We start from the raw sequence: 20,784 nt of genomic DNA on the forward strand, positions 1-20,784 counted from the left end.
GCGCTCGCGGACGCCTATGCCTCGGGAGCGCAGGGGGCAGGCCACCACGTGGATCGGATCGAGCTTAGCCAGATGGACGTTCCGCTCCTCACCTCGCAGCGCGAGCAAGAAGAGGGCGCGGTGGTGCCGGCAATTGCGGCGGCGCAGGCGGTGATCAAAGCTGCAGACCACATCGTTCTCGTTCACCCGCTGTGGTTAGGCGAGATGCCCGCCCTGGTGAAGGCTTTCCTGGAGCAGGTGGCCCGGCCGGGGTTTGCCTATGACATCAAGAAGCCCCCGTTTCGTAACGGACTTCTGTCCGGCAAATCTGCCCGTGTTGTCATCACCATGGGCATGCCCGCCTGGTTCTATCGGTTCGCCTACGGCAGCCACAGCCTGAAGGCGATGAAGGTTGGGATTCTCCACTTCGTTGGCATCCGTCCGGTGCGCTCAACGCTCATTGGCAGCGTTGCTGCCGGAGGGTTCAAAGGCGAGCCATGGTTGGAGACGATGGAGCGCCTTGGCGCGGCAGCGGCCTAGCGGGCTGTGGCAGGTTCGCCGCCCAGAAACCTTGATCTGGTCATCTTTCCGAAAGTCTTCATTTACCTCGATCGCGCATGATCACCGCATGTGCCATTTCGGCACCGAGAGCGGCAACTGGTATGGCGTATGCTTCCCTTTCGCGGCGGGCCCTGGCTTCGCTGATGATCACGACGATGCTGGTGAGTTGCTCCGCCGAAGGGCTGGTGCCGCCCGCCGGCATCGACAGTGAGACGCGCGTCAGCGCGATTTCGCCGATGTCGCAGTCTGACATGACAGCGCGCAGCTATCAAGCGCCACCCTCACCGATGTCGCAGGTTGGTGGCAGTTACAGCGAGCCTTATCCCGTCGCTTCGGCGGGGCAGCCGACGCAGGCAGCACCGCAGAACGTGCGAAGCGCTCCCCTGCCGATGATCGACAGCCCCGAGGCCATGCAACTTCAGGGACAGCCACAGCACGTTCTGCGCGTTCCCGACGAAGGCGTGAATATGGATGCGCAGTTCGGCTTTGCGCAGCCGGACGGAGGCGAGAGGGTGATCGGTCTTGCACAGGAACAGGACCAGATGATTGCCGAAGGCGCCACGGCTCAGCCGGTGGTGGCTGGGATCGGCACCGACAGTCCGACGATGGTGAGCGCCGCGGCAAGCGGGGCCACGGCGCCAGACGATCAAATGATCACCATTCCGCCGAAGCGGCAGGGAGAGGGGCTCCAGCCCGGTCTTCAGAACCAGGCGCTTGTCTGGGGAGACCAGTCTCCCGTTGTGGCGCCGACGCGTCTGCCGGACGAGCCGCAGCAGGTGGCGATGCTGGCGCCGGATAATCCGGCAACGGAGCGCGAGCCGATCCGGCCCCGCTCGGTCATGCCGGCATCGGAGGTGAGCTGCCGCGCAGAATTGCGCCGGCTCGGCGTCGACTTCCGTGACATCAAGCGTATCGCCGATGGACCGAGCTGCGGCATCGAGTATCCAGTCTTGCTCAGCGGCTTCTCTGGGGGAGTTCAGCTGAAGCCGGCGACGAAGTTGAACTGTCAAACGACGTTGGCCTTGGCAAAGTGGGTGAAATTCGAGCTCGCACCGTCATCGCGCTACCGCTATCTGTCAGGCGTCAAGACGATTGAGTCCATGGGTGGCTATTCCTGCCGCCGGATGAACAACAGCCGCCAGAAGCGCAATCCGATGTCGGAGCATGCGCGCGGCAATGCGATCGATCTCGGCAAATTCGTGCTGAAGAACGGCAAGAAGATCGATGTGCGCAAGAAGGGCTTCTTTGCCTTCCGCGAGAAGGGCCTTCTGAACACGGTGCGGGACGACAGCTGCAAGTATTTCCACACGGTGTTGGGACCGGGAAGCAACAAGGAGCACTGGAACCACTTCCACTTCGACCTGCGCTCGCGCAAGTCCGGTTCCAAATTCTGCGACTAGGATCGGACGGCGAACGACCAACGAGGCTGCACGCCACACACGGTCTTTCAGATGCCTAGGCCGCGACTTGTCTGACAAGTAATTCGGTGCGAGAAGACACAGCTTCTTTGCATGTCCCTCTCTTTTCCCATGCCCGGTTCTCCATGCCTCCCTTCACCGAAATCATCCCCTATGTCATCGCGTTGGCTGCAGCTGGCATGCTGGCTGGCGTTCTTGCAGGCATGTTCGGCATCGGCGGGGGCGCAATTCTGGTGCCGATCTTCTTCCATGTCTTCGGGATTCTCCACGTTCCGGAGGAGGTGTGCATGCATCTGGCACTGGGTACATCGCTTGCCATTATCGTTCCCACGTCGATCCGCTCCTTCATGGCGCATCGCCAACGCGGAGCGGTGGATACGCAATCGCTGAAGGGCTGGATCGTAGCCGTGCCTCTCGGCACATTGCTCGCTGCAGGCATTGCGGCAGTGGCGTCGAGCACAGAGCTGCAACTGATCTTCGCGCTGATCGCCCTTGGCCTTGCCCTGAGGATGATCTTCAACCGCGCCAGTTGGCAGCTGGGATCCGACCTGCCGGGCAACCCTATCAAATTCGCCGTCGGGATGGCGATTGGTGTGCTTTCAGGTCTGATGGGGATCGGCGGCGGTGTTCTCAACAACACGTTCATGACGCTTTACGGACGCTCGATCCATCAAGCCGTGGCAACCTCTGCGGGCGTCGGTGTGCTGATTTCGCTGCCGGGACTTTTTGGTTATCTGCTCGCCGGCTGGGGCGAGCCGGGTCTGCCGCCCTTTTCTACCGGCTACATCAACTGGCTGGCCGTCGCGTTGCTTATCCCGATCACGCTGTCGGTAGCACCCTTGGGCGCACGGCTAGCTCATGCGATGACGAAGCGGCAGTTGGAGATCGGCTTCGGATTGTTCCTGATCACGGTTTCGCTGCAGTTCTTCCTGACGGTCTTCGCCTAAAGCCAGGTGGGCGGCGAAACACTGTGTTTTGATTACAGCTATGGTCTCGGTGTCTGCCGCACCTATATTCGGCGCCACTTCCAGCTCCGAACCTTCCCGAGATCCCTTTCCCATGGCCTCCATCGTTTCCATCCGCAACCTCAAGAAAACTTACGGTAACGGCTTCGAGGCGCTGAAGGGCGTCGACCTAAACATAGAGGAAGGCGAGATCCTCGCGCTGCTGGGCCCGAACGGTGCCGGCAAGACGACCTTGATCTCCATCGTCTGCGGCCTCATCAACCCCAGTGACGGGCAGGTCCTGGTCGGTGGGTACGACGTGGTGAAGGACTTCCGCCAGACGCGGGCGATGATCGGACTGGTGCCACAGGAATTGACGACGGACCAGTTCGAGACCGTATGGAACACCGTCACCTTTTCCCGTGGAGTTCACGGCAAGAAGCCAAACCCGGCGCTCATCGAGCAGATCCTCAAGGACCTTTCGCTCTGGGAGAAGCGCGACAACATGTTGCGTGAGCTTTCCGGCGGCATGAAGCGCCGTGTGCTGATTGCCAAGGCGTTGTCCTACGAGCCGCGCATCCTGTTTCTCGACGAGCCGACCGCCGGCGTCGACGTCAATCTTCGCCGAGAGATGTGGCAGGTGGTCGAGCGGCTGCGAGAGAACGGCGTCACCATCATTCTCACCACCCATTATATCGAAGAGGCGGAAGAGATTGCCGACCGCGTCGGCGTGATCAATGGCGGCGAGCTTCTGCTGGTGGAGGCGAAGACGGCCCTGATGCAGAAATTGGGGCGCAAGGAACTCCGGCTCGAGCTCATCGAACCGATGGAGACGCTACCGGAAGCATTGGGCTCCTACAGTGTCTCCATTGCAGAGAACGGCAGCGCGCTGATCTATGAATTCCAGGGCGAGACGGAGCAGGGGCGGATCGCCACGCTGCTCGGGACGCTTGCCGCGCACGACATCGAGTACCGGGACCTCTCGACGCGGCAGAGTTCGCTTGAGGACATTTTCGTTGAATTGGTGGGACAGAGAGCATGAACTTCGAAGCGGTCAAATCCATCTACCTGTTCGAGATGGCTCGGATGCGCCGTACCCTGCTGCAGAGCGTGGTGTCGCCAGTGCTGACGACCTCGCTCTATTTCATCGTCTTCGGGACGGCGATCGGTTCGCGGATCGAGCAGATCGAGGGCGTCTCCTATGGCGCCTTTATTACACCGGGCCTCATCATGCTGTCGCTTCTGACGCAGTGCATCGCCAACGGCTCGATCGGCATCTATTTTCCCAAATTCACAGGCACCATCTACGAGATCCTCTCCGCACCGATCGCCATGAGCGAGATTCTGCTCGGATATGTGGGCGCCGCGGCCAGCAAGGGACTGATCATTGGGCTGATCATCCTGGCGACGGCAACCTTCTTTGTCGACATCTCGGTCGCTCATCCTTTCATGATGCTGGTCTTCCTGGTGCTCACCGCCATCACCTTCAGCCTGGCGGGCTTCATCATTGGCATCTGGGCGAAAAATTTCGAGCAGCTCAACATCATGCCGATGCTGGTCGTGCCGCCGCTGACCTTCCTTGGCGGCAGTTTCTACTCCATCGATATGCTGCCGCCTTTCTGGCAGACAGTGAGCCACTTCAATCCGGTGCTCTATCTCGTCAGCGGCTTCCGCTGGAGCTTCTATGAGATCGCTGACGTCAATCCCGTGATCAGCCTCGGCATGATCGGCCTGTTCCTCCTGCTGTGCCTGACGCTGGTGGCGTGGATCTTCCGCACGGGTTACCGGCTGCGCAGCTAGGACCCGATTGACTGAAGGGTGTTCCTGGCTGTTTGTGCAGGACCGCTTGTTTTCTATCTGCTAACATTTGTCGTCTTATGCGAAGGTGACTCGTTCGGCTCCCGCGGAAGCCGAACAACGCGCCATCGGGCGGCGGGATGATGTCCCGATGTGTGCGACACAAACAGGTGGCGGCTAAATGCGCGAAATGGACGAGATCAGCAGCGCGAACTCTGAACCGCAAGCATCAGAAGAACCAATGCGGCCGACTTTGCCGGAAGTCCGCCGTGGCATCGTGGAACGTGTGATTGCGCGGCTGGAGGCACGCGGCGCAAGCTTCGAGCGCGATCCGCTGTTTCTCGTGCATGTGGAAGCCTGGGTTGAAGGCGCTATCGATATGCAGGAGCTTCGGGCTCGCTACCTTGAATTCACCCGCGCGCGCTGGGCGCATCGGCCTGACCAGAAGCCCGAACAAGAGTCGTCTAGTCCCTGAGCCGCAGTTCGTCCGTCTGAATCTGCAGGGAGCTCAGGGTCGATAGAAAGCTCATGCCAAGCAAACTCTGGTTTAGGCGCCCTTCCTCTGCAACCATGGCGTGGACGTTGCGCCTCCGGATCGGCCCGATGGAAATCTCATCGAGCGGCACCGGTGCGGCCGTGGCACGGCCATTGGCCGTCTGCACCGTGACGGTGTACGCGAGGCGGTCCGGGTTCAACCCAATACGCTCGGCGTCCTCGAAGGAGAGGACAACAGTGCTTGCGCCGGTATCGACCAACATCGAAACGGACTGACCGTCGATGCTGACCGGAGCCTCATAGTGGCCGCTCATATTGCGATGAACGATCACCTCGCTATCGCCATTGCGGGTCGTCACCTCGACTGCACTTCCTGGCATCAGCCCAGCCGACATGCGCGCACCAACGCCTTGCAGGTCGTGACGGTAGAGGTAAGCGGTCACCAGCGCCATGATGATCAACAGCCAGATGGCGACGTAGCGGAGGATCTGATCCATGTTGCCGCGTCTGCCTGCCAGGATGCCAACGGACAGGAGGCCGGCAATGGGAAGGAGATAGATCATGCGGCCGAAGTCTTCATTAGGCATGCCAAAGGTCTGCCCGCTGTCGTGGTTGAAGACCAAGAGGACGAGGCCGCCGCCAAGTATCAGCAGGACGAAGGTGAGACCATTCATGAGTGAGTACGCTCCCGTGCCAGGCGCTGTCGCTTGGTCTCCCGGCGGGGCCGGCGCTCCACGTTTTCGAGGCGAGACGGCAGGATTTTCATCAGATCATTCCGCTCCGCTTCCGTGAAGCTCATCCAGCCGGCAATCTCGGCGCGGGTGCGACCGCAGCCAAAGCAGTAGCCGGTAACGTCATTAATGGCACAGAGGAGGATGCAGGGCGAGATCATCGCTGACATATCGGCGGCTCAGACGGCGAGCGCAAGGGCAAGGAGAAACACGATCTCGCCAACCTGTTGTGAGGCGCCGATGGTATCGCCGGTATGGCCGCCGATCCGCTGCGCGGCATGGCGCGTAAGGCCGAAGACCCCGAGGGCGGCCAGCGCCGTCGCAAAAAGCAGAGGTAGGAGCCCGGCGACCGAAACCAGAAGCAGCAGGCAGATGAGAGCGGCACTGGCAAGGGCGAAGGTGCTTGCGTCTGCTTCCGGTCGGCCCGCAGCCACCGCGATTCCTCCGTGGCGAGCAGGCGGCAGTGCGCGCCAGTGGCCTACCATCAGCGCGCGGCTCCCACCAGCGGCAGAGAGGAGTGCGAGCGCGGGAAGGGCCGCGGAGGGACCGGCCAGCGAGGCCAAGGCCGTTGCACGTAAGCCATAGGAAAGAATAAGCGCAATCACGCCATAGCTGCCCGTCCGGCTGTCTTTCATGACTGAGAGGATGTGCTCCCTGTCGCGTCCGCCTCCTAGTCCGTCCGCGGTATCGGCAAGGCCGTCCTCGTGCAGCGCGCCCGTTGACAGCGTCACCGCCCCAAGCGCAATGAGCGCTGCAAGCAGGGGATCCGCCTTCCATTCGAGCAGCAGCCAGAGCAGTAAGGCCGCCGGCAGGGCGATCACGAGCCCCGCGAGCGGGAAGACCCGAACCGCTCGGCTGACGGAGCCGTCATGGCCTTCGAAAAAGCGGCTGGAGATTGGAAACCGGCTCAGGAATCCGAGGGAGCGTGCGAGGTCGCCGAAAAGATCGCTAACGTTTGGCAGTTGTCCCTCCGTGCCGGCCCGACTATGAGAGCACCAAAGCCTGATTTGCCGGCAAACACAAGCGCCCGGCCACGGACGAGAGAGAAGATCCCATGAGCATGAGCGGCCTGCCTTTCGACGATTTCCGCACCCTGCTGCAGAACCTGCCGGGGCCGGATTCCCGCGCGCTGGTGGCAGCGCGTGAGCGAGATGGGCAATTGACGAAGCCGGCGGGCTCGCTCGGGCGTCTTGAGGAGATTGCCATGTGGCTTGCCGCCTGGACCGGCCGTCCCCCGGCGGTGACACGGCCGCTGGTCGCGATCTTTGCAGGCAATCACGGAGTCACTAAGCATGGCATCACCCCGTTTCCGCCGTCCGTAACGCAGCAGATGGTGGAGAATTTTGCCGCCGGAGGAGCTGCGATCAACCAGATCTGCGTGACCCATGACCTTGGCCTGAAGATCTTCGACCTCGCGCTCGACTATCCAACCGGCGACATCACGTGCGAAGCGGCCCTTTCCGAGCGGGATTGCGCAGCAACCATGGCCTTCGGTATGGAGGCTATCGCCGGCGGCACCGATCTTCTGTGCATCGGCGAAATGGGCATTGGCAACACAACGATTGCTGCGGCGATCAACCTGGCGCTCTATGGCGGCGAGGCGGAGGACTGGGTGGGGCCCGGGACTGGCTCGCACGGTGAGCTTCTGGAGCGCAAGATCCAGGCCGTGAAGACTGCAGTCGCATTCCACAAGGACCATCTCAAGGATCCGCTGGAAGTGCTGCGGCGGTTGGGGGGTCGCGAAGTGGCGGCGATGGCCGGTGCGATACTCGCGGCGCGCGTGGAAAAGATCCCGGTGCTTATCGACGGCTATGTAGCAACCGCTGCTGCCTCCATCCTCAAGGCGGCCAATCCGGCGGCGCTGGATCATTGCCTGATCGGACATGTCTCGGCGGAGCCGGGACATCTGAAGGCAATCGAGAAGCTTGGCAAGACGCCGCTTCTGGCGCTCGGCATGCGGCTCGGTGAAGGAACCGGTGCAGCACTTGCCGCGGGCATCGTCAAGGCGGCTGCCGCCTGCCATTCTGGCATGGCAACGTTCCAGCAAGCCGGCGTGAGTTCGGGAGCATGATGGTGGAGAAGGCGCCTCAGGAAAGCGCGGTGCGGAAGGCAAGTGGCCCGCGGCGCGTTCTTGCCGCCACACGGTACTCCCTGCAGGGCCTGGTGAGGCTGTGGCAGGAGGAGGCTTTTCGGACGGAGGCGGTGGCGTTCATCCTGGGGCTTCTCCTTTTCGCGCTGATCAATGCGAGCGCGGCTGACTACCTCATCTTCGTCATCCTGATGCTGGTTCTCTTTTGTGTCGAAGCTCTGAACACGGCCATTGAGGAACTGGTCGACAGGATATCGCCCGAGATCTCGACCGTCGGCCGGCATGCGAAGGATCTAGGCTCGTTCGCGGTGTTCTGCCTGCTCTGTGCCAACGGGCTATTTGTGATGTGGTGCGTGTATACGCGGCTGATCGGCTAAGCGAAGGTCCGCCGCCGCCGCTCGACTGGGGCGGCATCCTCCACGGCCGGCAGGCTTTGCAGGACGCGCGTGGCCGGCAGGATTGCGATTGCCTCAGTGCCTTCACGCAATTTGGAGCGCAGCACGAACTGGCCGTCATGCTTGGCAAGAATGGCCTGCACGATCGGAAGACCGAGCCCGGTGCCCTGTTCGGCGCTCTTAATGGCGATGGAGCCCTGGCCGAAGGCGGAGAGCACGATCGGGATTTCCTCCTCCGGAATACCGGGCCCGTTGTCCTTGATGGCGACATACTGGCCGCCGCTTGCTGTCCAACCCACCTTGACGGTGACCTCACCACCCTGCGGCGTGAATTTGACCGCGTTTGAGAGGAGGTTGAGGACCACCTGGCGGATCGCTTTCTCGTCCGCCCAAATCTGCGGCAGCGTCGGCTCGAACTGCTGGTGGATGGTGATGCTCTTGCCGCTGGCCCGCAACTGGACCATGCCGATGCAGTCCTCCGCAATTTCCAGAAGCGACAGTGCATCCTCGTTCAGCTCATACCGGCCGGCCTCGATGCGGGACAGGTCCAGGATTTCATTGATGAGATCGAGGAGATGCTGGCCGGAGCGGTGGATGTCGCCCGCATATTCCTGGTATGTCGCATTGGCCATGGGCCCCAGAACCTCGGAGTTCATCACCTCCGAGAAGCCGAGGATTGCATTGAGCGGTGTACGCAGTTCGTGCGACATGGAGGCAAGGAAACGGGATTTTGCCAGATTGGCTTCCTCCGCGCGGCGCCGAGCTTCGTCCGACATCGACTTCGCCACTTCCAGCTCGGCGATCAGCTCATCTTTTTCCGACTGGTATGACATCAGCGTTAGAGTGGAACGGTACTGCCGGTCAGCGATGTAGTGAAAAAAGACGACCGCGAACGCCGACATGGCCGTGAGACCGATGTCCATCATCTGGCCGGACATGACGGCCGAAACAAGCAATGTCAGGATGAGCGGCAGGAAGCCGAACAAAACGCCCTGGCGCAACATCACGCTGTTCATGGCGCTGATGGATATGGCAACCAAAATGACGGCCGTCTTGTAGAACAGATAGAAGCTGTCGCCGGAACAGGTCGCGCAGTGCTGCAGCGAGAATAGAGCCCAGCCGATGCCCACCAGCACTTGTCCCGCGAGCAAGCGGCGGCGCCAGCGGACCGTTTCGAGCGCACCAATCTCTATGCGGCTTGCGCGGCGCGCGATCAGCACGTTGACTGCGTGAATGATGAGCGCCAGAAGTGCCCAGCCGAGAAGATTGGCGGCCGGATTCAGGTAGAGACCCACCGCAGTAACTGTTGCGACGAAGAGCGGCGTAACGAGCGCGCTCTGCAGCACTGCATTGGCGTGGAGCGCCAGTACATCGCGTTCGAAGACCTTGGTGTTGCGGCCGGTTGATTGGAGGCGCTCACGGGTGGCGCGTACCGTCTTGGAAACGGCCCGGTTGCGGTTGTTTCGCGACAGATCAACGATGTTCTTGTCGGTCGAGGTGCTGACGCCGTTACTCATAACCACTGGATCACTGTCCCCAATGGTTGTGACCCTAGTGTCGAAACCTTAAGAAGATGCTGCCAAGCAAGGATTTGTTTGCCATTTTCCTGAAGCTTCTGTTCTTGATTAAGGCCGGATCGTGACTCCAGTTTTCCGAAGACTGCGCAATTCCGGCCTGCTTCTCGCCTTCCTCTTTCTCGGCGCGCTCATCGCCGTCAAGCTCGAGGACGTGGCGTCGGTGCGACTTGATGGGCCCTTCGTTGCCGTCGACGGTGATACGCTGGCAGCGGGAGCCGAGCGGTTGCGGCTGGAGGGACTGGATGCGCCCGAATCGGAGCAGGTCTGCAAGGATGCCCGCGGCCGGGAGTGGGCCTGCGGCGAGGAGGCGCGCGTGGCACTGGAGCACCTTACCTCTGCCGCTGCCGTCGTGTGCAGCGGCTCGAGTCGAGACCGCTACAACCGCCTGCTCGTCCGCTGTCGCGATGGCACACGCGATCTCAATGCGGAGCTGGTAAGGCAGGGGCTCGCTGTCGCTTCCGGTGACTACCGGACGGAGGAGAGTGCGGCGCGTGATGCCGGGCAAGGCCTTTGGGCAGGTACGTTCGATCGGCCCCGCGACTGGCGCGTTCAACACGGGATGATGGATGATCCAAGTATGACGGAAGGATTTCTGGCATGGCTGAAAGGGCTGTCCGCCGAGTGAGGGCGCCAGAGGATCAAGCGACGCCGGGCGCAGGCGGCCCTCTGGGCAATCTGCGGGCCGCGATCGCAGCCTGCCGTATCTGTCGTGATGTGCCGGCAAGGGGGCCTCAAGATCGCTTGCCGCATGAACCGCGCCCGGTCGCGGTGATCTCCGCGAAAGCACGGATCCTGATCGCGGGGCAGGCACCGGGGCTTCGCGTGCACGAAAGCGGGCTACCTTTCAACGATGCTTCCGGCGATCGGCTGCGCAATTGGCTGGGTGTCAGCCGTGACGAGTTCTATGATGCCGACCGATTTGCCATCGTGCCGATGGGCTTTTGCTTTCCAGGCTATGACCTCAAGGGCAGCGACTTGCCGCCACGAGCGGAATGCGCGCCACTGTGGCGCTCGGCGGTCTTGAGGGCGATGCCGCAGATTGAACTTGTGCTCGCCATCGGTCAGTACGCACAGGCTTGGCACCTCGGTGCGCGCCGCCAGAAGGGCATGACGGAAACGGTGCGGAACTGGCGGGCGTATTTTCACGTCAATCATGGGCCTCGCGTCCTGCCGCTGCCCCATCCGAGCTGGCGAAATACCGGCTGGTTGAAGCGCAATCCCTGGTTTGAAGAGGAGGTCCTGCCTCGCCTAAAGGAGCATGTGGATAGCTTGACGCGCTGAAAGAAAATGCGTCAACTTATGGTAAAAGGAGCTATGCAGGAGAAAATCATTTCCAAGGACCGTACAATGGACCGTCTCGACCGCAAGATCCTCCGTATCCTCCAGGAAGATTCGACGCTTGCCGTCGCTGATCTCGCCAAGAAGGTAGGGCTATCGACTACGCCCTGCTGGCGACGCATCCAGCGGATGGAGGAAGAGGGGGTGATACGCCGCCGTGTGGCACTGCTCGACCCGGTCAAGGTCAACACGAAGGTTACTGTTTTCGTTTCGGTTCGCACAGCAAGTCACTCCGTGGAATGGCTGAAGCGCTTTTCCGAAGTCGTTGTGGATTTTCCGGAAGTGGTCGAATTCTACCGGATGAGCGGTGATGTCGACTATCTTCTGCGCGTGGTGGTTCCGGACATCGCCGCTTACGACGCCTTCTACAAGCGGCTGATTGCCCGGATAGAGATTCGTGATGTCTCTTCGGCGTTTGCCATGGAGCAGATCAAGTATACGACGGAACTTCCGCTGGACTACATGCTTCTGGACCAGAAGTCCGGGGAAGACTGAGACAATCCGGCCGGCGCGAACACCCCCGCCGGCCCTTCCATTATTTCTCCAGGCGCGCAAGCAGCGAAGAGGTGTCCCAGCGCTTGCCGCCCATGGATTGGACATCGCCATAGAACTGGTCGACGAGGGCGGTTACGGGAAGTTTTGCGCCGTTACGCCGGGCCTCAGCCAACACAATCCCCAAGTCCTTTCGCATCCAGTCCACGGCAAATCCGAACTCGTATTTGCCCTCGTTCATGGTCTTGTGGCGATTTTCCATCTGCCAGGATCCGGCTGCGCCCTTGGATATGACTTCGACAACCTTTTCAATGTCTAAGCCGGCCTTCTTGCCAAAGTGAATCCCTTCGGCGAGACCCTGCACCAGGCCCGCGATGCAGATCTGGTTGATCATCTTGGTCAGTTGACCGGCGCCAACCGGCCCCATCAGGCCGACCATGCGGGCATAGGCATCGATCACGGCTTTGACGCGATCGAAAACCGCCTGATCGCCGCCGCACATGACAGTCAGGACACCATTCTCCGCACCCGCCTGGCCACCAGAAACGGGTGCATCGATGAACTCCACGCCCTTTTCCTTCGCCGCTTCGTGCAGCTCGCGTGCAACCTCCGCGCTGGCGGTCGTATTGTCGACCAAGACTGCGCCAGGCTTCATGCCGGCGAGGGCGCCGGTTTCGCCGAGGGTGACGGAGCGGAGGTCGTCGTCATTGCCGACGCAGGTAAAGACGAAATCGGCATCGCGAGCTGCTTCGGCAGGCGTTTGAGCATGAGCGCCACCGAACTTCGTCACCCACTCCTCGGCCTTCGCTGACGTTCGATTGTAGACAGTGAGGTCGTGTCCGCCTTTCTGCTTGAGGTGTCCTGCCATGGGAAACCCCATTACGCCCAGACCGATGAATGCCACCTTGGCCATGCCGTCCTCCACGTTGTTCTCCTATCCAGTAGACCTAGCGGATAGGAGCCGCCGCCTCAATGGCTAGAACGGTTTGACCACGGCCAGCAACACCACGACGACCGTCGATATCATCACTACCGGCATTGCAACGCGGACAAAGGCCGGCGGATCAAGATGCGGGTCGGCGTCCATGCGACGCAGCCACGCGCTCTGCATGCCGTGCAGCGCCGAAAGCATAACCACGATCAGGAACTTGAAGCCGAACCAGCCGGTCGAATACCAGCCGTACCATACGGCGAGAATGATGCCGAACAGCCACGCGCCACCGAGAGCGACGGTCGTCACCCGGCGGTCGTAGGGGCGCAGCGCGCTGATTACGCCAGGGCGGATCGTTGGCGGTACCATGGCGATTACAAAGGCATTCACCAGCATGCCGCCGATCCAGACGATGTCGGCCACGATGTGCAGGGACTTCAGGGTCAGATACAGCATTCTCAGCTCCAGATAAGGGCTTCCGTGAAGCCCAGTTCGGCAAAGTCCGGCCGGCGTAGCGCCTGCTCAGCCGGATCGGCGGGAAAAAACTCGTCCAGCTGCGGCGGTGATACCGTGGTGCCCGACAGCATGGCATGGACCTGCCCCCGATGGTGGACCTGGTGCTGATACAGGTGCAGCAAGATGCGATCCGTGGGTTCTCTCTGGACGTGCGTGGCGCGAGGGATCTCGACGTGGGAGGACAGCATTTCGGTGTCGAGCTGGCGACAGTGGTCAATCAGCCGGCGGTCGGCCGCCCGCTGTTCGCGCTCTAGGTCGACGATGCGGCGAAACGGGATTTCCGGATCAAAGGCGGCGCTGCCAATGCAGTTGCCTTCCAGTGCGCTGATATAGAGCCAGTCGACCGTGAGGATATGGTTCAATGTATGGATGATCGATGGGAAGAAATTCGTGCGCGGTGCAGCGAGTTCCTCGGGCGAGAGGTTCCGGCAGGCTGTCAGCAGGCGGTGATTCGACCAGGCGTTGTTGTAAGCCTGAGCGAGAAAATAGCGCTGCGGTGTCATATCGGTTCCTCCCCCTGGAACCCTAGCCTCTCAACTTCGCAATGACCAGATGGCCAGGGCTTGGCTGGCCGTCCTGCATGCGTACGTTGATCTCGCGGAGCTCGATCAATTCGAAGCCGGTTTCAGCCAAGCGGACGCGAATATAGGCCTCCGAATGGAGGTATCGCTGGTGCGGACCGACGATGTAGGAGCGGTCGTCTGAGGCGGGCAAGGCCTCCGACGAGAAAATGAAAATTCCTCCGGGCAACATGTTCTCAGCTGCGCCGAAAAAGAGCGGCTCAAGCGCGCCAAGATAGGGAAGGACGTCCGTCGCAGTGACTATATCAAAAGGCTCTTCGTCGTTGTCTTCCAGAAAATCCTCTACTTCTGCGACGTAGAGCGTCTCGTAGAGGTCCTTTTCATGAGCGATCTCCACCATGTTTTCGGAAATGTCGATGCCGGTGACATCCTCCACCATGTCCCGAAGCGCGCCACCGGTCAGGCCGGTGCCGCAGCCCAGATCGAGCATTCGCTTGAATGGACCGAGCTCGAGTTCTTGCAGCCGCTGGCGCACCATCACAGGGACCGAATAGCTCAGTTGCTCGACGAGGATGTCTTCAAAGCTATCGGCGTGTTGGTCGAACAGTGTCTCCACATAGGCGTCTGGGGCCCTTGGTGGAGCTTCGCCGCGACCGAGGGCCGCGATGCGCACCGCGGCGCCGCCGTGATCGTCCGGATCGATGTCCAGCACTTGACGATAGGCGGCGACAGCGGCGTCAATATCGCCCGCCTTTTCCAGCGCAAGCGCGCGGTTGTAGGCCTCGGCCAGCGCTTCCTCGTCGATCTTCTTCATGCTTCGCTCCGTTTGCGCAGGCTTTAGGCTGCCGACACAGGTTTGGCAATGTTGGAGATGGAACGGCGAAGGGTTAGAGGCCGTTGAAGCAAAAAGTTTCGCCGCATCTCAATGAGCGGGAGGATCATTGTGTCCGCAGCCCCTACGCAGACAGCTTTCGAGGAGAATATCGAACGTCGTGCGCCTTCTCTGCCGATCACCTCGGCAGAGAAGGCCAATATGATCATCCATTACTATCGCGGTGAGATGGGGCGGATGACGAGTTGGCGTGATCGCATAGATCGGACGACAAACTGGGCCATCACGGTGGTGGCGGCGCTGTTGTCGGTTTCCTTGTCGACACCGACTTCCCATCATGGCGTCGTTCTGTTTGGAGTGTTGCTTATTTCGCTTCTGCTTCTCATCGAGGCCAGGCGCTACCGCTTCTTCGATGTCTACCGGGCTCGGGTCAGGAAACTGGAGCGCCACTACTTTGCCCAAGCGCTTTATCCGCAGGCAGATCTGAAGCCGGATTGGGCGGAGGCAATTGCCAAGAGCTTGCGCAACCCATGCTTCCTGATCAGCTACAGGGAAGCCTTGTTCCGCCGCGTCCGGCGCAACTACTGCTGGATGTATCTAATCCTGCTCCTGGCCTGGGGTCTCAAGATTACCACCCCAAAGCTATTGCCAGACGAGAGGCCAGCGGATGTCGTATTCTCCTGGAGGGAGGCTGTGGAAAACGCGGCCTTCGGCCCCCTGCCAGGGTGGAGCATCATGGTCGGTGTCGCGATCATCTACGCGCTTGTATTCTACGCGTCCTTGCATCACGCAAGCGACGAGGGGGAGCTTGCCCACGGCGAGGTGCATGTTTGAGGCACGCCTCCTAGTGCAGAATGATTTCGCCCTGGAGCGCCCTCCATTCGCTGGCAGAAATCATCTTGCGATGCACGTAACGAACAGAATGCAGTGGCCCCTCGAGCTTCTCTTCCCAGAACTTCAGGAAGCCTTTCATCTCAGGAAAGTCCGGTGCCAAATCGTATTCCTGCCAAACGTAGCTCTGCAGCAAGGTGGGGTGGTCTGGCAGCCGGTAAAAGATCTGGGCCGTGGTGAGACCGTAGCCCCTCAGCATCATTTCCATTTCGCTGTTCATGGTCGTTCCCGCTCTGGTTCTTCCGGGCGACGCAGTTGCGCCTTCCACAGGAGATCATCCCGGGGTTAACGATATCTCAATGGCCTAGCCGCTAGAAGCTCTGCCCCCGTTCTAGCGGCTAGCCTAGCGCTTCAGGTGTCGCGTGAGGCGCGTCTCCAGCAGGTTCCACACCTGCCGCAGCGTTTCGACGATGGCGAGATAGAAGATCGCAGCCCAGAGATAGGTCTGGTAGTCGAAGGTCCGAGAGAAGGCGTAGCGGGTTTCGCCCATCAGGTCATAGACGGTCACGATGGCGACCACGGCAGATCCCTTGATCAGCAGGATGATCTCGTTGCCATAGGGTCGCAGCGCGACAATGAGTGCCTGGGGCAGGACAATCTTGCGCAGGGCAACGGATTTGGGGATGCCGAGCGCTGCGGCACCTTCTAGCTGTCCGCGCGGCACGCTTTCGATCGCCCCGCGGAGGATTTCTGCCTGATAGGCCGCCGTGTTCAGGGTAAGGGACAACAGCCCACAATACCACGCCTCTCGGAAGAACCACCAGAGGCCGACGGACTGCAGTTCAGGCCGGAAACTACCAAGCCCGTAGTAGATGAGGAAGAGCTGGGCGAGTAGCGGTGTCCCTCGGAATACGTAGACATAAGAATAGGCGATGGCGCCGACGACCCGGTTGGTCGACATGCGGGCGAAGGCAAGCGGCAGCGATAAGACCGCACCGAGGATGACCGAGATGCCGACGAGCGAAATCGTCGTCCACAGGCCGGAAAGATAGCGCGGCCCATACCGCTCGAACTTGGCAACGTCCCATCCGCTGACGATCAGCCAAACGATGGCGATGCCGAGAAGCCCCCAGATGGCGAGAATGAAGAGGGCCGCAACGCGGGAGCCGGTGAGGGGTTTTTGGTACTCGACCGGAGCGGGTCTGGGGGCGATGAGTTCGCGGGCATAGCTCATCGGCGCGCCTCCCCACGACGGGACCAGCGCTCGATGAAGCCCAACCCGACAGAGGAAAGAACAGCGAGCGCCAGATAGAGAAGGCACGCGAGGAAGTAGAAAAAGAACGCTTCCTTGCTGACGCGTGCAGCGACACTGGTTTGCCTCACGATATCCGAAAGCCCGATGATGGAGACGTAGGAAGTGTCCTTCAGCAGAATCATCCAGAGGTTCCCCAGCCCTGGCAGTGCGATCCGGATTAGTTGCGGCAGAACCACCAGCAGCATCGTTCGGGAGCGGCGCATCCCGAGCGCATCGCCGGCTTCGTACTGTCCCTTTGGAATGGCGCGGAAGGCGGAAAGCAGGACTTCGGAGGAGTAGGACGAGAAAACGACAGCAAGAGCGATCATGCCGGCGAGGAAGGCATTGATCTCGATTCGCTGCTCGATCCCGAGCCAGGCCAAGAGGGCTTGGATGAGCAGTTGCAGCCCGTAGTAGACAATGAAGAGCGTCAGCAGCTCCGGCAGACCACGGAAGATTGTCGTGTAGATCCCGACGGCTGCCCGCAGCAGCTTGTCTTCCGATTGCGCGGCAAGCGCGATCAGAAAGCCAAGCAGCAAGCCGATAGGGAGGGTCGCAAGGGCGAGGGTGATGGTGACTTTTACGCCGAACGCGATCTCGTCGCCCCAGCCGTTGGCGCCGCAGCTGAGCATACCACCACCGCCGAGAAGCGTGAAAATGCCGACCGGCCCACAAAGCGGATCGAGCGCTGTGGCGATGGCGGAGAACAATCCGCTCATAAAAGAAGCTTTCCCCTTGCGGCTTCGCCGCTTGTTTTCATGCGCCTTGTTTAAAAAGAAAATCGGCGGAAGGGCAAGCCTTCCGCCGATTTTGCAGGCCGCTTTGGACAGTTATTCCCCGTAGACGTCGAAGTCGAAGTACTTGTCGTTGATTTCCTTGTACTTGCCGTTCTCGCGGATGGCTGCGATCGCTGCCGTAAACTTGTCGGCCAGGGGATCACCCTTCCGTACGGCAATACCGGCGCCCTCGCCATTGATCTCCACGTCGATTGGCAGCGGTGTGAGGATCTTGCAGCAAGCGCCCTCTTCGGATTTTACCCACTCCGACAGAACGACCACATCGTCAATGACCCCATCGATCCGCCCGTTCTGGATGTCGAGCTTATATTCGTCGGCGGTCGGGTAGAGCTTGAGTTCGGACTCAGGCATGTGCTTTTCGGCGTAGTTAGCATGGGTCGTGGAGGTCTGTGCGCCGAGCGTCTTGCCCTTGAGACCTTCAACGTCAGTAATCTCACTATCCTTCGGGACCGCAATGGCGGGACCGGTGTTGTAGTACTTCTTGGAAAAATCCACCTGCTCGAGCCGCTCTGGCGTGATCGACATGGAAGCAATGATGGCGTCGAACTTCTTTGCCTGGAGGGCAGGGATCATGCCATCCCAGTCATTTGTGACCAGTTCGCATTCAACTTTCATCTCCTCACAAAGAGCCCGCGCAACGTCGATGTCGAAGCCGGTCAGGGTGCCGTCCGTCTCAAGACTGTTGAAGGGGGGATAAGCGCCCTCGGAGGCGATGACGATCTTCTCTTGGGCCGCGGCGGTGCCGGCGAACATGGCGGCCGCGGCGATCGACGCGGCGGCAAAGAAATGAGTGGCAATACGCATGATGATCCTCTCTGTTGGCTGCCAGCGCGGCTGTTGATCTTGTTTTCCACGCTCGGCGGGCACGGAGCCTGCTCCGACCGTGTCTTTTTAAATACCGGGACGTTTGAGAATGCAACGGCATTTTACGTCCACTGCGGAGGCAGGTCGGTGCTCTCTGGTGCTTGCAGTCACCGCTTAGGTGTTCAGCAGACGTTCAGGCGCCTCAGCGCAGTCTCATCCGGAACAAAAGCGGGAGCATGTCGTTGAGCCGGCGCGCTACCGCGCCGACGTCCGGTGACAAGGACGCGTGAAGAAGGGACGACATCCCAAGTCGAGGAGATATCGATGTCAACGAAATTCAGACTGTTCGCCAGCGTCGCTGCGCCGCTCGTGTCGCTGCCGCTGATCGTTCAGCCAGCGATTGCCATGCCGCCGAAGGCGATTTTCCAGAGCACCGGCGAAGGCAACGTGATCCGCGTCCAGGAGGAGTTGATCCTGCCGCCGGAGGATGCTCCGGAGGGCGAACAGCCGCCGGCCGAGGAAGCGCCTGCGGAAGAGCCGCCGGCCGAAGAAGCGCCCGCAGAACCTGCGCCTGAGCCTGCTCCGGAAGCGCAGCAGGAGGCACCAGCCGAGGTGCAGCCGGAGGCTCCGGCACCGGAGCCCGAAACAGCGCCGGAGCCCGAGCCCGAGCCGGAGGCTGCCCCTGAACCGGAGGCTGCACCAGAGCCTGAAGCGGCCCCTGAAGCGCCGGCAGAAGAAGCACCAGCCGAAGAAGCCCCGGCTGAGGAAACTCCTGCGGCTGAAGAGCCGGCTGCTGAACAGGCCCCTGCAGAGGAAGCGCCTGCCGAAGAGGCTCCAGCTGCGGAAGCAGCGCCTGAAGCCGACGACGCGGCGCCTGTGGAAGAAGAGGCCCCTGCTGCCAGCGAAGAGCAGTCTTCCGAAGAGACCGCGCCGGACGGGGAAACACCTCCGGCAGCCGAAGCGACGGAAGAGCCGAATGAACCTGCTGCCGGGGAAGAAGCACCTGCAGCTGGTGCACCAGACGCCGAGGCCCCCACTGCTGAGACCGAAGGCGCTACCGAAGCCGCACCCGTCGAGGGGACGACTGAGGGTGCTGTTACCCAGGACGGCGCTGCAGCAGGAACGGACGCGCCCGCACTGGCCGAGGAGCCTGCGGTCGCAACCACGCCGGAAGAGGTGGAGCGCGCGCGCGTGATTGCCGAGGATCCGAGTGCTGCTCAGGAAGGCGAGACTGCCGTTCTGCCAGTCGAAAATGGCGCTGCCATTCTCGACAGCCAGAAGGAAGCTGCGCCGGCGGACACAGCGGCCACCTCGACCGATGGAGCGGCTCCTGCGACGGCCCCGGCAGAAGCCGCTGCACCGTCTGCTCCCCCTACTTCGGATGCCGAGGCCCAAGCACCGCTACAGGGACAGGCAGCGTCGCGTACCGAGCTACGTGCCGTCACCGCCGAGGAAGGCGAGCGTATCGAAGGCCGCCCGGATTACCGCCGTATGGAAGGGTGGAATTACCGTGACGGCGACCGTGACCGTCGTGGTCGCGATCGACGTGACGGACGGCGGGATGACCGGGACGGTCGCGACGGCGAGGCCCGTATCATCATCTCGATCGGCGAAAGGCCGGTGGTGTACCATGACGATACGCCGCGTTTCTACCGCGACGGCGGGGACGTTTACTACGAGCGCCTGCGGGGCGATCGTTATCGTGAGGTCGTGGAACGTCGCGACGGCGTGCAGGTCGTGACGATCCGCAACAGCGCCGGAATGGTAGTTCAGCGTTCCCGTATCGTGGATGGCGAGGAGTATGTCCTCTATTATGCCCCTGAGATGTACGAAGAAGACGACTACGTTTGGCGTGACCCAGCGCTCGACCTGCCGCCTATGCGGCTGAACGTGCCGCTTGACCAGTATATCATAGACACGTCAAGCGATCCGGATCGCGATTATTACGAGTTCCTGGAGCAGCCGCCTGTTGAACGGGTGGAGCGCGTCTACTCGCTGGACGAGGTCCGTTATTCGGCCCGTATCCGTGACAAGGCTCGCCGCATCGATCTTGATACCGTCAAGTTCGCCACCGGCAGTGCCGAAATCCCGATGAACCAGGCAAGCTCGCTGCGCAAGGTGGCCGAGGCGATGAACAAGATCCTCGAGGAGAACCCGGCTGAAACCTTCCTGATCGAGGGCCATACCGACGCCGTCGGTTCGGACGAGAGCAACCTTGTTCTCTCTGACGAGCGTGCGGAATCCGTGGCCGTGGTCCTGACGGAAGCCTTCGGCATTCCGCCGGAAAACCTCGCGACCCAGGGCTATGGCGAGCGGTACCTGAAGATCAAGACGGAGGGGCCGCAACAGGAAAACCGCCGCGTCACCATCCGCCGCATCACGCCGCTGGTGAAGCCGGTCGCATCCAACCAGTAATCGTCGTTAGACGTGAAACAGAGGCCG

At 61.1% G+C, this 20,784-nt stretch carries 24 protein-coding genes and 1 pseudogene; 13 read left to right on the forward strand and 12 right to left on the reverse strand.

The features are described from left to right. Positions 1-39: 39 nt before the first annotated feature. From LXM96_RS05875 to LXM96_RS05900, 6 genes and pseudogenes are all read left to right on the forward strand, one after another. Positions 40-519 (forward strand): annotated as a pseudogene (locus tag LXM96_RS05875) (NAD(P)H-dependent oxidoreductase); the annotation flags it as partial. Positions 520-641: 122 nt separating this feature from the next. Then, complete coding sequence (locus tag LXM96_RS05880; RefSeq protein ID WP_239997456.1) at positions 642-1,940, forward strand: extensin-like domain-containing protein; 1,299 nt, start codon at positions 642-644, stop codon at positions 1,938-1,940. A 143-nt stretch (positions 1,941-2,083) separates the two neighbouring features. Continuing rightward, positions 2,084-2,905, forward strand: coding sequence for a sulfite exporter TauE/SafE family protein (locus LXM96_RS05885; RefSeq protein WP_239997784.1), 822 nt, complete (start codon positions 2,084-2,086; stop codon positions 2,903-2,905). A gap of 112 nt (positions 2,906-3,017) precedes the next feature. Beyond that, complete coding sequence (locus LXM96_RS05890; protein ID WP_239997457.1) at positions 3,018-3,944, forward strand: ABC transporter ATP-binding protein; 927 nt, start codon at positions 3,018-3,020, stop codon at positions 3,942-3,944. Further along, positions 3,941-4,702, forward strand: a complete 762-nt coding sequence (locus LXM96_RS05895; RefSeq protein WP_239997458.1) for an ABC transporter permease — start codon at positions 3,941-3,943, stop codon at positions 4,700-4,702. Before LXM96_RS05890 ends, LXM96_RS05895 begins: the two co-directional genes overlap by 4 nt. Positions 4,703-4,940: 238 nt before the next feature. After that, positions 4,941-5,174 carry a hypothetical protein gene (locus LXM96_RS05900; RefSeq protein ID WP_239997459.1) on the forward strand — a complete coding sequence of 78 codons (234 nt, stop codon included), beginning with the start codon at positions 4,941-4,943 and terminating at the stop codon, positions 5,172-5,174. Here LXM96_RS05900 and LXM96_RS05905 read toward each other — a convergent pair. Genes LXM96_RS05905 through cobS form a run of 3 tightly spaced genes read right to left on the reverse strand, consistent with a single transcriptional unit; the run spans position 5,164 to position 6,887 of the window. Next, positions 5,164-5,868 (reverse strand): retropepsin-like aspartic protease family protein, encoded by a 705-nt coding sequence (locus tag LXM96_RS05905; RefSeq protein ID WP_239997460.1) that lies wholly within the window; start codon positions 5,866-5,868, stop codon positions 5,164-5,166. The genes LXM96_RS05900 and LXM96_RS05905 overlap by 11 nt on opposite strands. Continuing rightward, complete coding sequence (locus tag LXM96_RS05910; RefSeq protein WP_239997785.1) at positions 5,865-6,086, reverse strand: DUF1289 domain-containing protein; 222 nt, start codon at positions 6,084-6,086, stop codon at positions 5,865-5,867. Before LXM96_RS05910 ends, LXM96_RS05905 begins: the two co-directional genes overlap by 4 nt. Before the next feature lie 18 nt (positions 6,087-6,104). Further along, positions 6,105-6,887: an adenosylcobinamide-GDP ribazoletransferase gene (cobS, locus tag LXM96_RS05915; RefSeq protein WP_239997786.1), complete on the reverse strand. Its 783-nt coding sequence runs from the start codon at positions 6,885-6,887 to the stop codon at positions 6,105-6,107. 92 nt (positions 6,888-6,979) lie between these two features. On the opposite strand from cobS, the gene cobT reads away from it, so the two are divergent. Both cobT and LXM96_RS05925 read left to right on the forward strand, forming a co-directional pair. Beyond that, positions 6,980-7,996, forward strand: coding sequence for a nicotinate-nucleotide--dimethylbenzimidazole phosphoribosyltransferase (cobT, locus tag LXM96_RS05920; RefSeq protein WP_239997461.1), 1,017 nt, complete (start codon positions 6,980-6,982; stop codon positions 7,994-7,996). Beyond that, positions 7,996-8,391 (forward strand): diacylglycerol kinase, encoded by a 396-nt coding sequence (locus LXM96_RS05925; protein WP_239997787.1) that lies wholly within the window; start codon positions 7,996-7,998, stop codon positions 8,389-8,391. The genes cobT and LXM96_RS05925 overlap by 1 nt, the downstream gene beginning before the upstream one ends. Here the strand turns inward: LXM96_RS05925 and LXM96_RS05930 are convergent. Next, entirely contained in the window at positions 8,388-9,926 is a 1,539-nt protein-coding gene (locus tag LXM96_RS05930) for a sensor histidine kinase (protein ID WP_239997788.1), read from the reverse strand. The genes LXM96_RS05925 and LXM96_RS05930 overlap by 4 nt on opposite strands. 121 nt (positions 9,927-10,047) lie before the next feature. On the opposite strand from LXM96_RS05930, the gene LXM96_RS05935 reads away from it, so the two are divergent. The 3 genes from LXM96_RS05935 to LXM96_RS05945 all read left to right on the forward strand — a co-directional run bounded on the left by LXM96_RS05935 (position 10,048) and on the right by LXM96_RS05945 (position 11,819). Next, positions 10,048-10,611, forward strand: a complete 564-nt coding sequence (locus LXM96_RS05935) for a thermonuclease family protein (RefSeq protein WP_239997462.1) — start codon at positions 10,048-10,050, stop codon at positions 10,609-10,611. After that, positions 10,584-11,267: a uracil-DNA glycosylase family protein gene (locus LXM96_RS05940; RefSeq protein WP_239997463.1), complete on the forward strand. Its 684-nt coding sequence runs from the start codon at positions 10,584-10,586 to the stop codon at positions 11,265-11,267. The genes LXM96_RS05935 and LXM96_RS05940 overlap by 28 nt, the downstream gene beginning before the upstream one ends. 66 nt (positions 11,268-11,333) lie before the next feature. Then, a complete protein-coding gene (locus LXM96_RS05945; protein WP_239997464.1) occupies positions 11,334-11,819 on the forward strand; it encodes an Lrp/AsnC family transcriptional regulator in 486 nt (161 codons plus the stop codon). A 40-nt stretch (positions 11,820-11,859) separates the two neighbouring features. Here LXM96_RS05945 and LXM96_RS05950 read toward each other — a convergent pair whose 3' ends face one another. The 4 genes from LXM96_RS05950 to LXM96_RS05965 all read right to left on the reverse strand — a co-directional run bounded on the left by LXM96_RS05950 (position 11,860) and on the right by LXM96_RS05965 (position 14,598). Further along, positions 11,860-12,729: an NAD(P)-dependent oxidoreductase gene (locus tag LXM96_RS05950; protein WP_239997465.1), complete on the reverse strand. Its 870-nt coding sequence runs from the start codon at positions 12,727-12,729 to the stop codon at positions 11,860-11,862. Between the two features lie 63 nt (positions 12,730-12,792). Beyond that, entirely contained in the window at positions 12,793-13,203 is a 411-nt protein-coding gene (locus LXM96_RS05955) for a CopD family protein (protein WP_239997466.1), read from the reverse strand. A gap of 2 nt (positions 13,204-13,205) precedes the next feature. Further along, positions 13,206-13,766, reverse strand: coding sequence for a DinB family protein (locus LXM96_RS05960; protein WP_239997467.1), 561 nt, complete (start codon positions 13,764-13,766; stop codon positions 13,206-13,208). A 22-nt stretch (positions 13,767-13,788) separates the two neighbouring features. Further along, positions 13,789-14,598, reverse strand: coding sequence for a methyltransferase domain-containing protein (locus LXM96_RS05965; RefSeq protein WP_239997468.1), 810 nt, complete (start codon positions 14,596-14,598; stop codon positions 13,789-13,791). Positions 14,599-14,727: 129 nt separating this feature from the next. On the opposite strand from LXM96_RS05965, the gene LXM96_RS05970 reads away from it, so the two are divergent. Next, the gene (locus tag LXM96_RS05970) at positions 14,728-15,450 is read left to right on the forward strand and encodes a DUF2270 domain-containing protein (protein WP_394801891.1); all 723 of its coding nucleotides are present in this window, start codon (positions 14,728-14,730) and stop codon (positions 15,448-15,450) included. Positions 15,451-15,460: 10 nt separating this feature from the next. On the opposite strand, the gene LXM96_RS05975 is transcribed toward LXM96_RS05970, so the two are convergent. The 4 genes from LXM96_RS05975 to LXM96_RS05990 all read right to left on the reverse strand — a co-directional run bounded on the left by LXM96_RS05975 (position 15,461) and on the right by LXM96_RS05990 (position 18,342). Then, complete coding sequence (locus tag LXM96_RS05975) at positions 15,461-15,727, reverse strand: usg protein (RefSeq protein WP_239997469.1); 267 nt, start codon at positions 15,725-15,727, stop codon at positions 15,461-15,463. 123 nt (positions 15,728-15,850) lie between these two features. After that, a complete protein-coding gene (locus LXM96_RS05980) occupies positions 15,851-16,681 on the reverse strand; it encodes an ABC transporter permease (protein ID WP_239997470.1) in 831 nt (276 codons plus the stop codon). Then, positions 16,678-17,460 (reverse strand): ABC transporter permease, encoded by a 783-nt coding sequence (locus LXM96_RS05985; RefSeq protein ID WP_239997471.1) that lies wholly within the window; start codon positions 17,458-17,460, stop codon positions 16,678-16,680. Before LXM96_RS05985 ends, LXM96_RS05980 begins: the two co-directional genes overlap by 4 nt. Positions 17,461-17,571: 111 nt before the next feature. Continuing rightward, positions 17,572-18,342: an ABC transporter substrate-binding protein gene (locus tag LXM96_RS05990; RefSeq protein ID WP_239997472.1), complete on the reverse strand. Its 771-nt coding sequence runs from the start codon at positions 18,340-18,342 to the stop codon at positions 17,572-17,574. A 324-nt stretch (positions 18,343-18,666) separates the two neighbouring features. On the opposite strand from LXM96_RS05990, the gene LXM96_RS05995 reads away from it, so the two are divergent. Next, positions 18,667-20,757, forward strand: coding sequence for an OmpA family protein (locus LXM96_RS05995; protein ID WP_239997473.1), 2,091 nt, complete (start codon positions 18,667-18,669; stop codon positions 20,755-20,757). Positions 20,758-20,784: the final 27 nt, after the last annotated feature.

The sequence above is a fragment of the Rhizobium halophilum genome (genome assembly GCF_021648825.1).
GTDB classification, from domain to species: domain Bacteria; phylum Pseudomonadota; class Alphaproteobacteria; order Rhizobiales; family Rhizobiaceae; genus Neorhizobium; species Neorhizobium halophilum.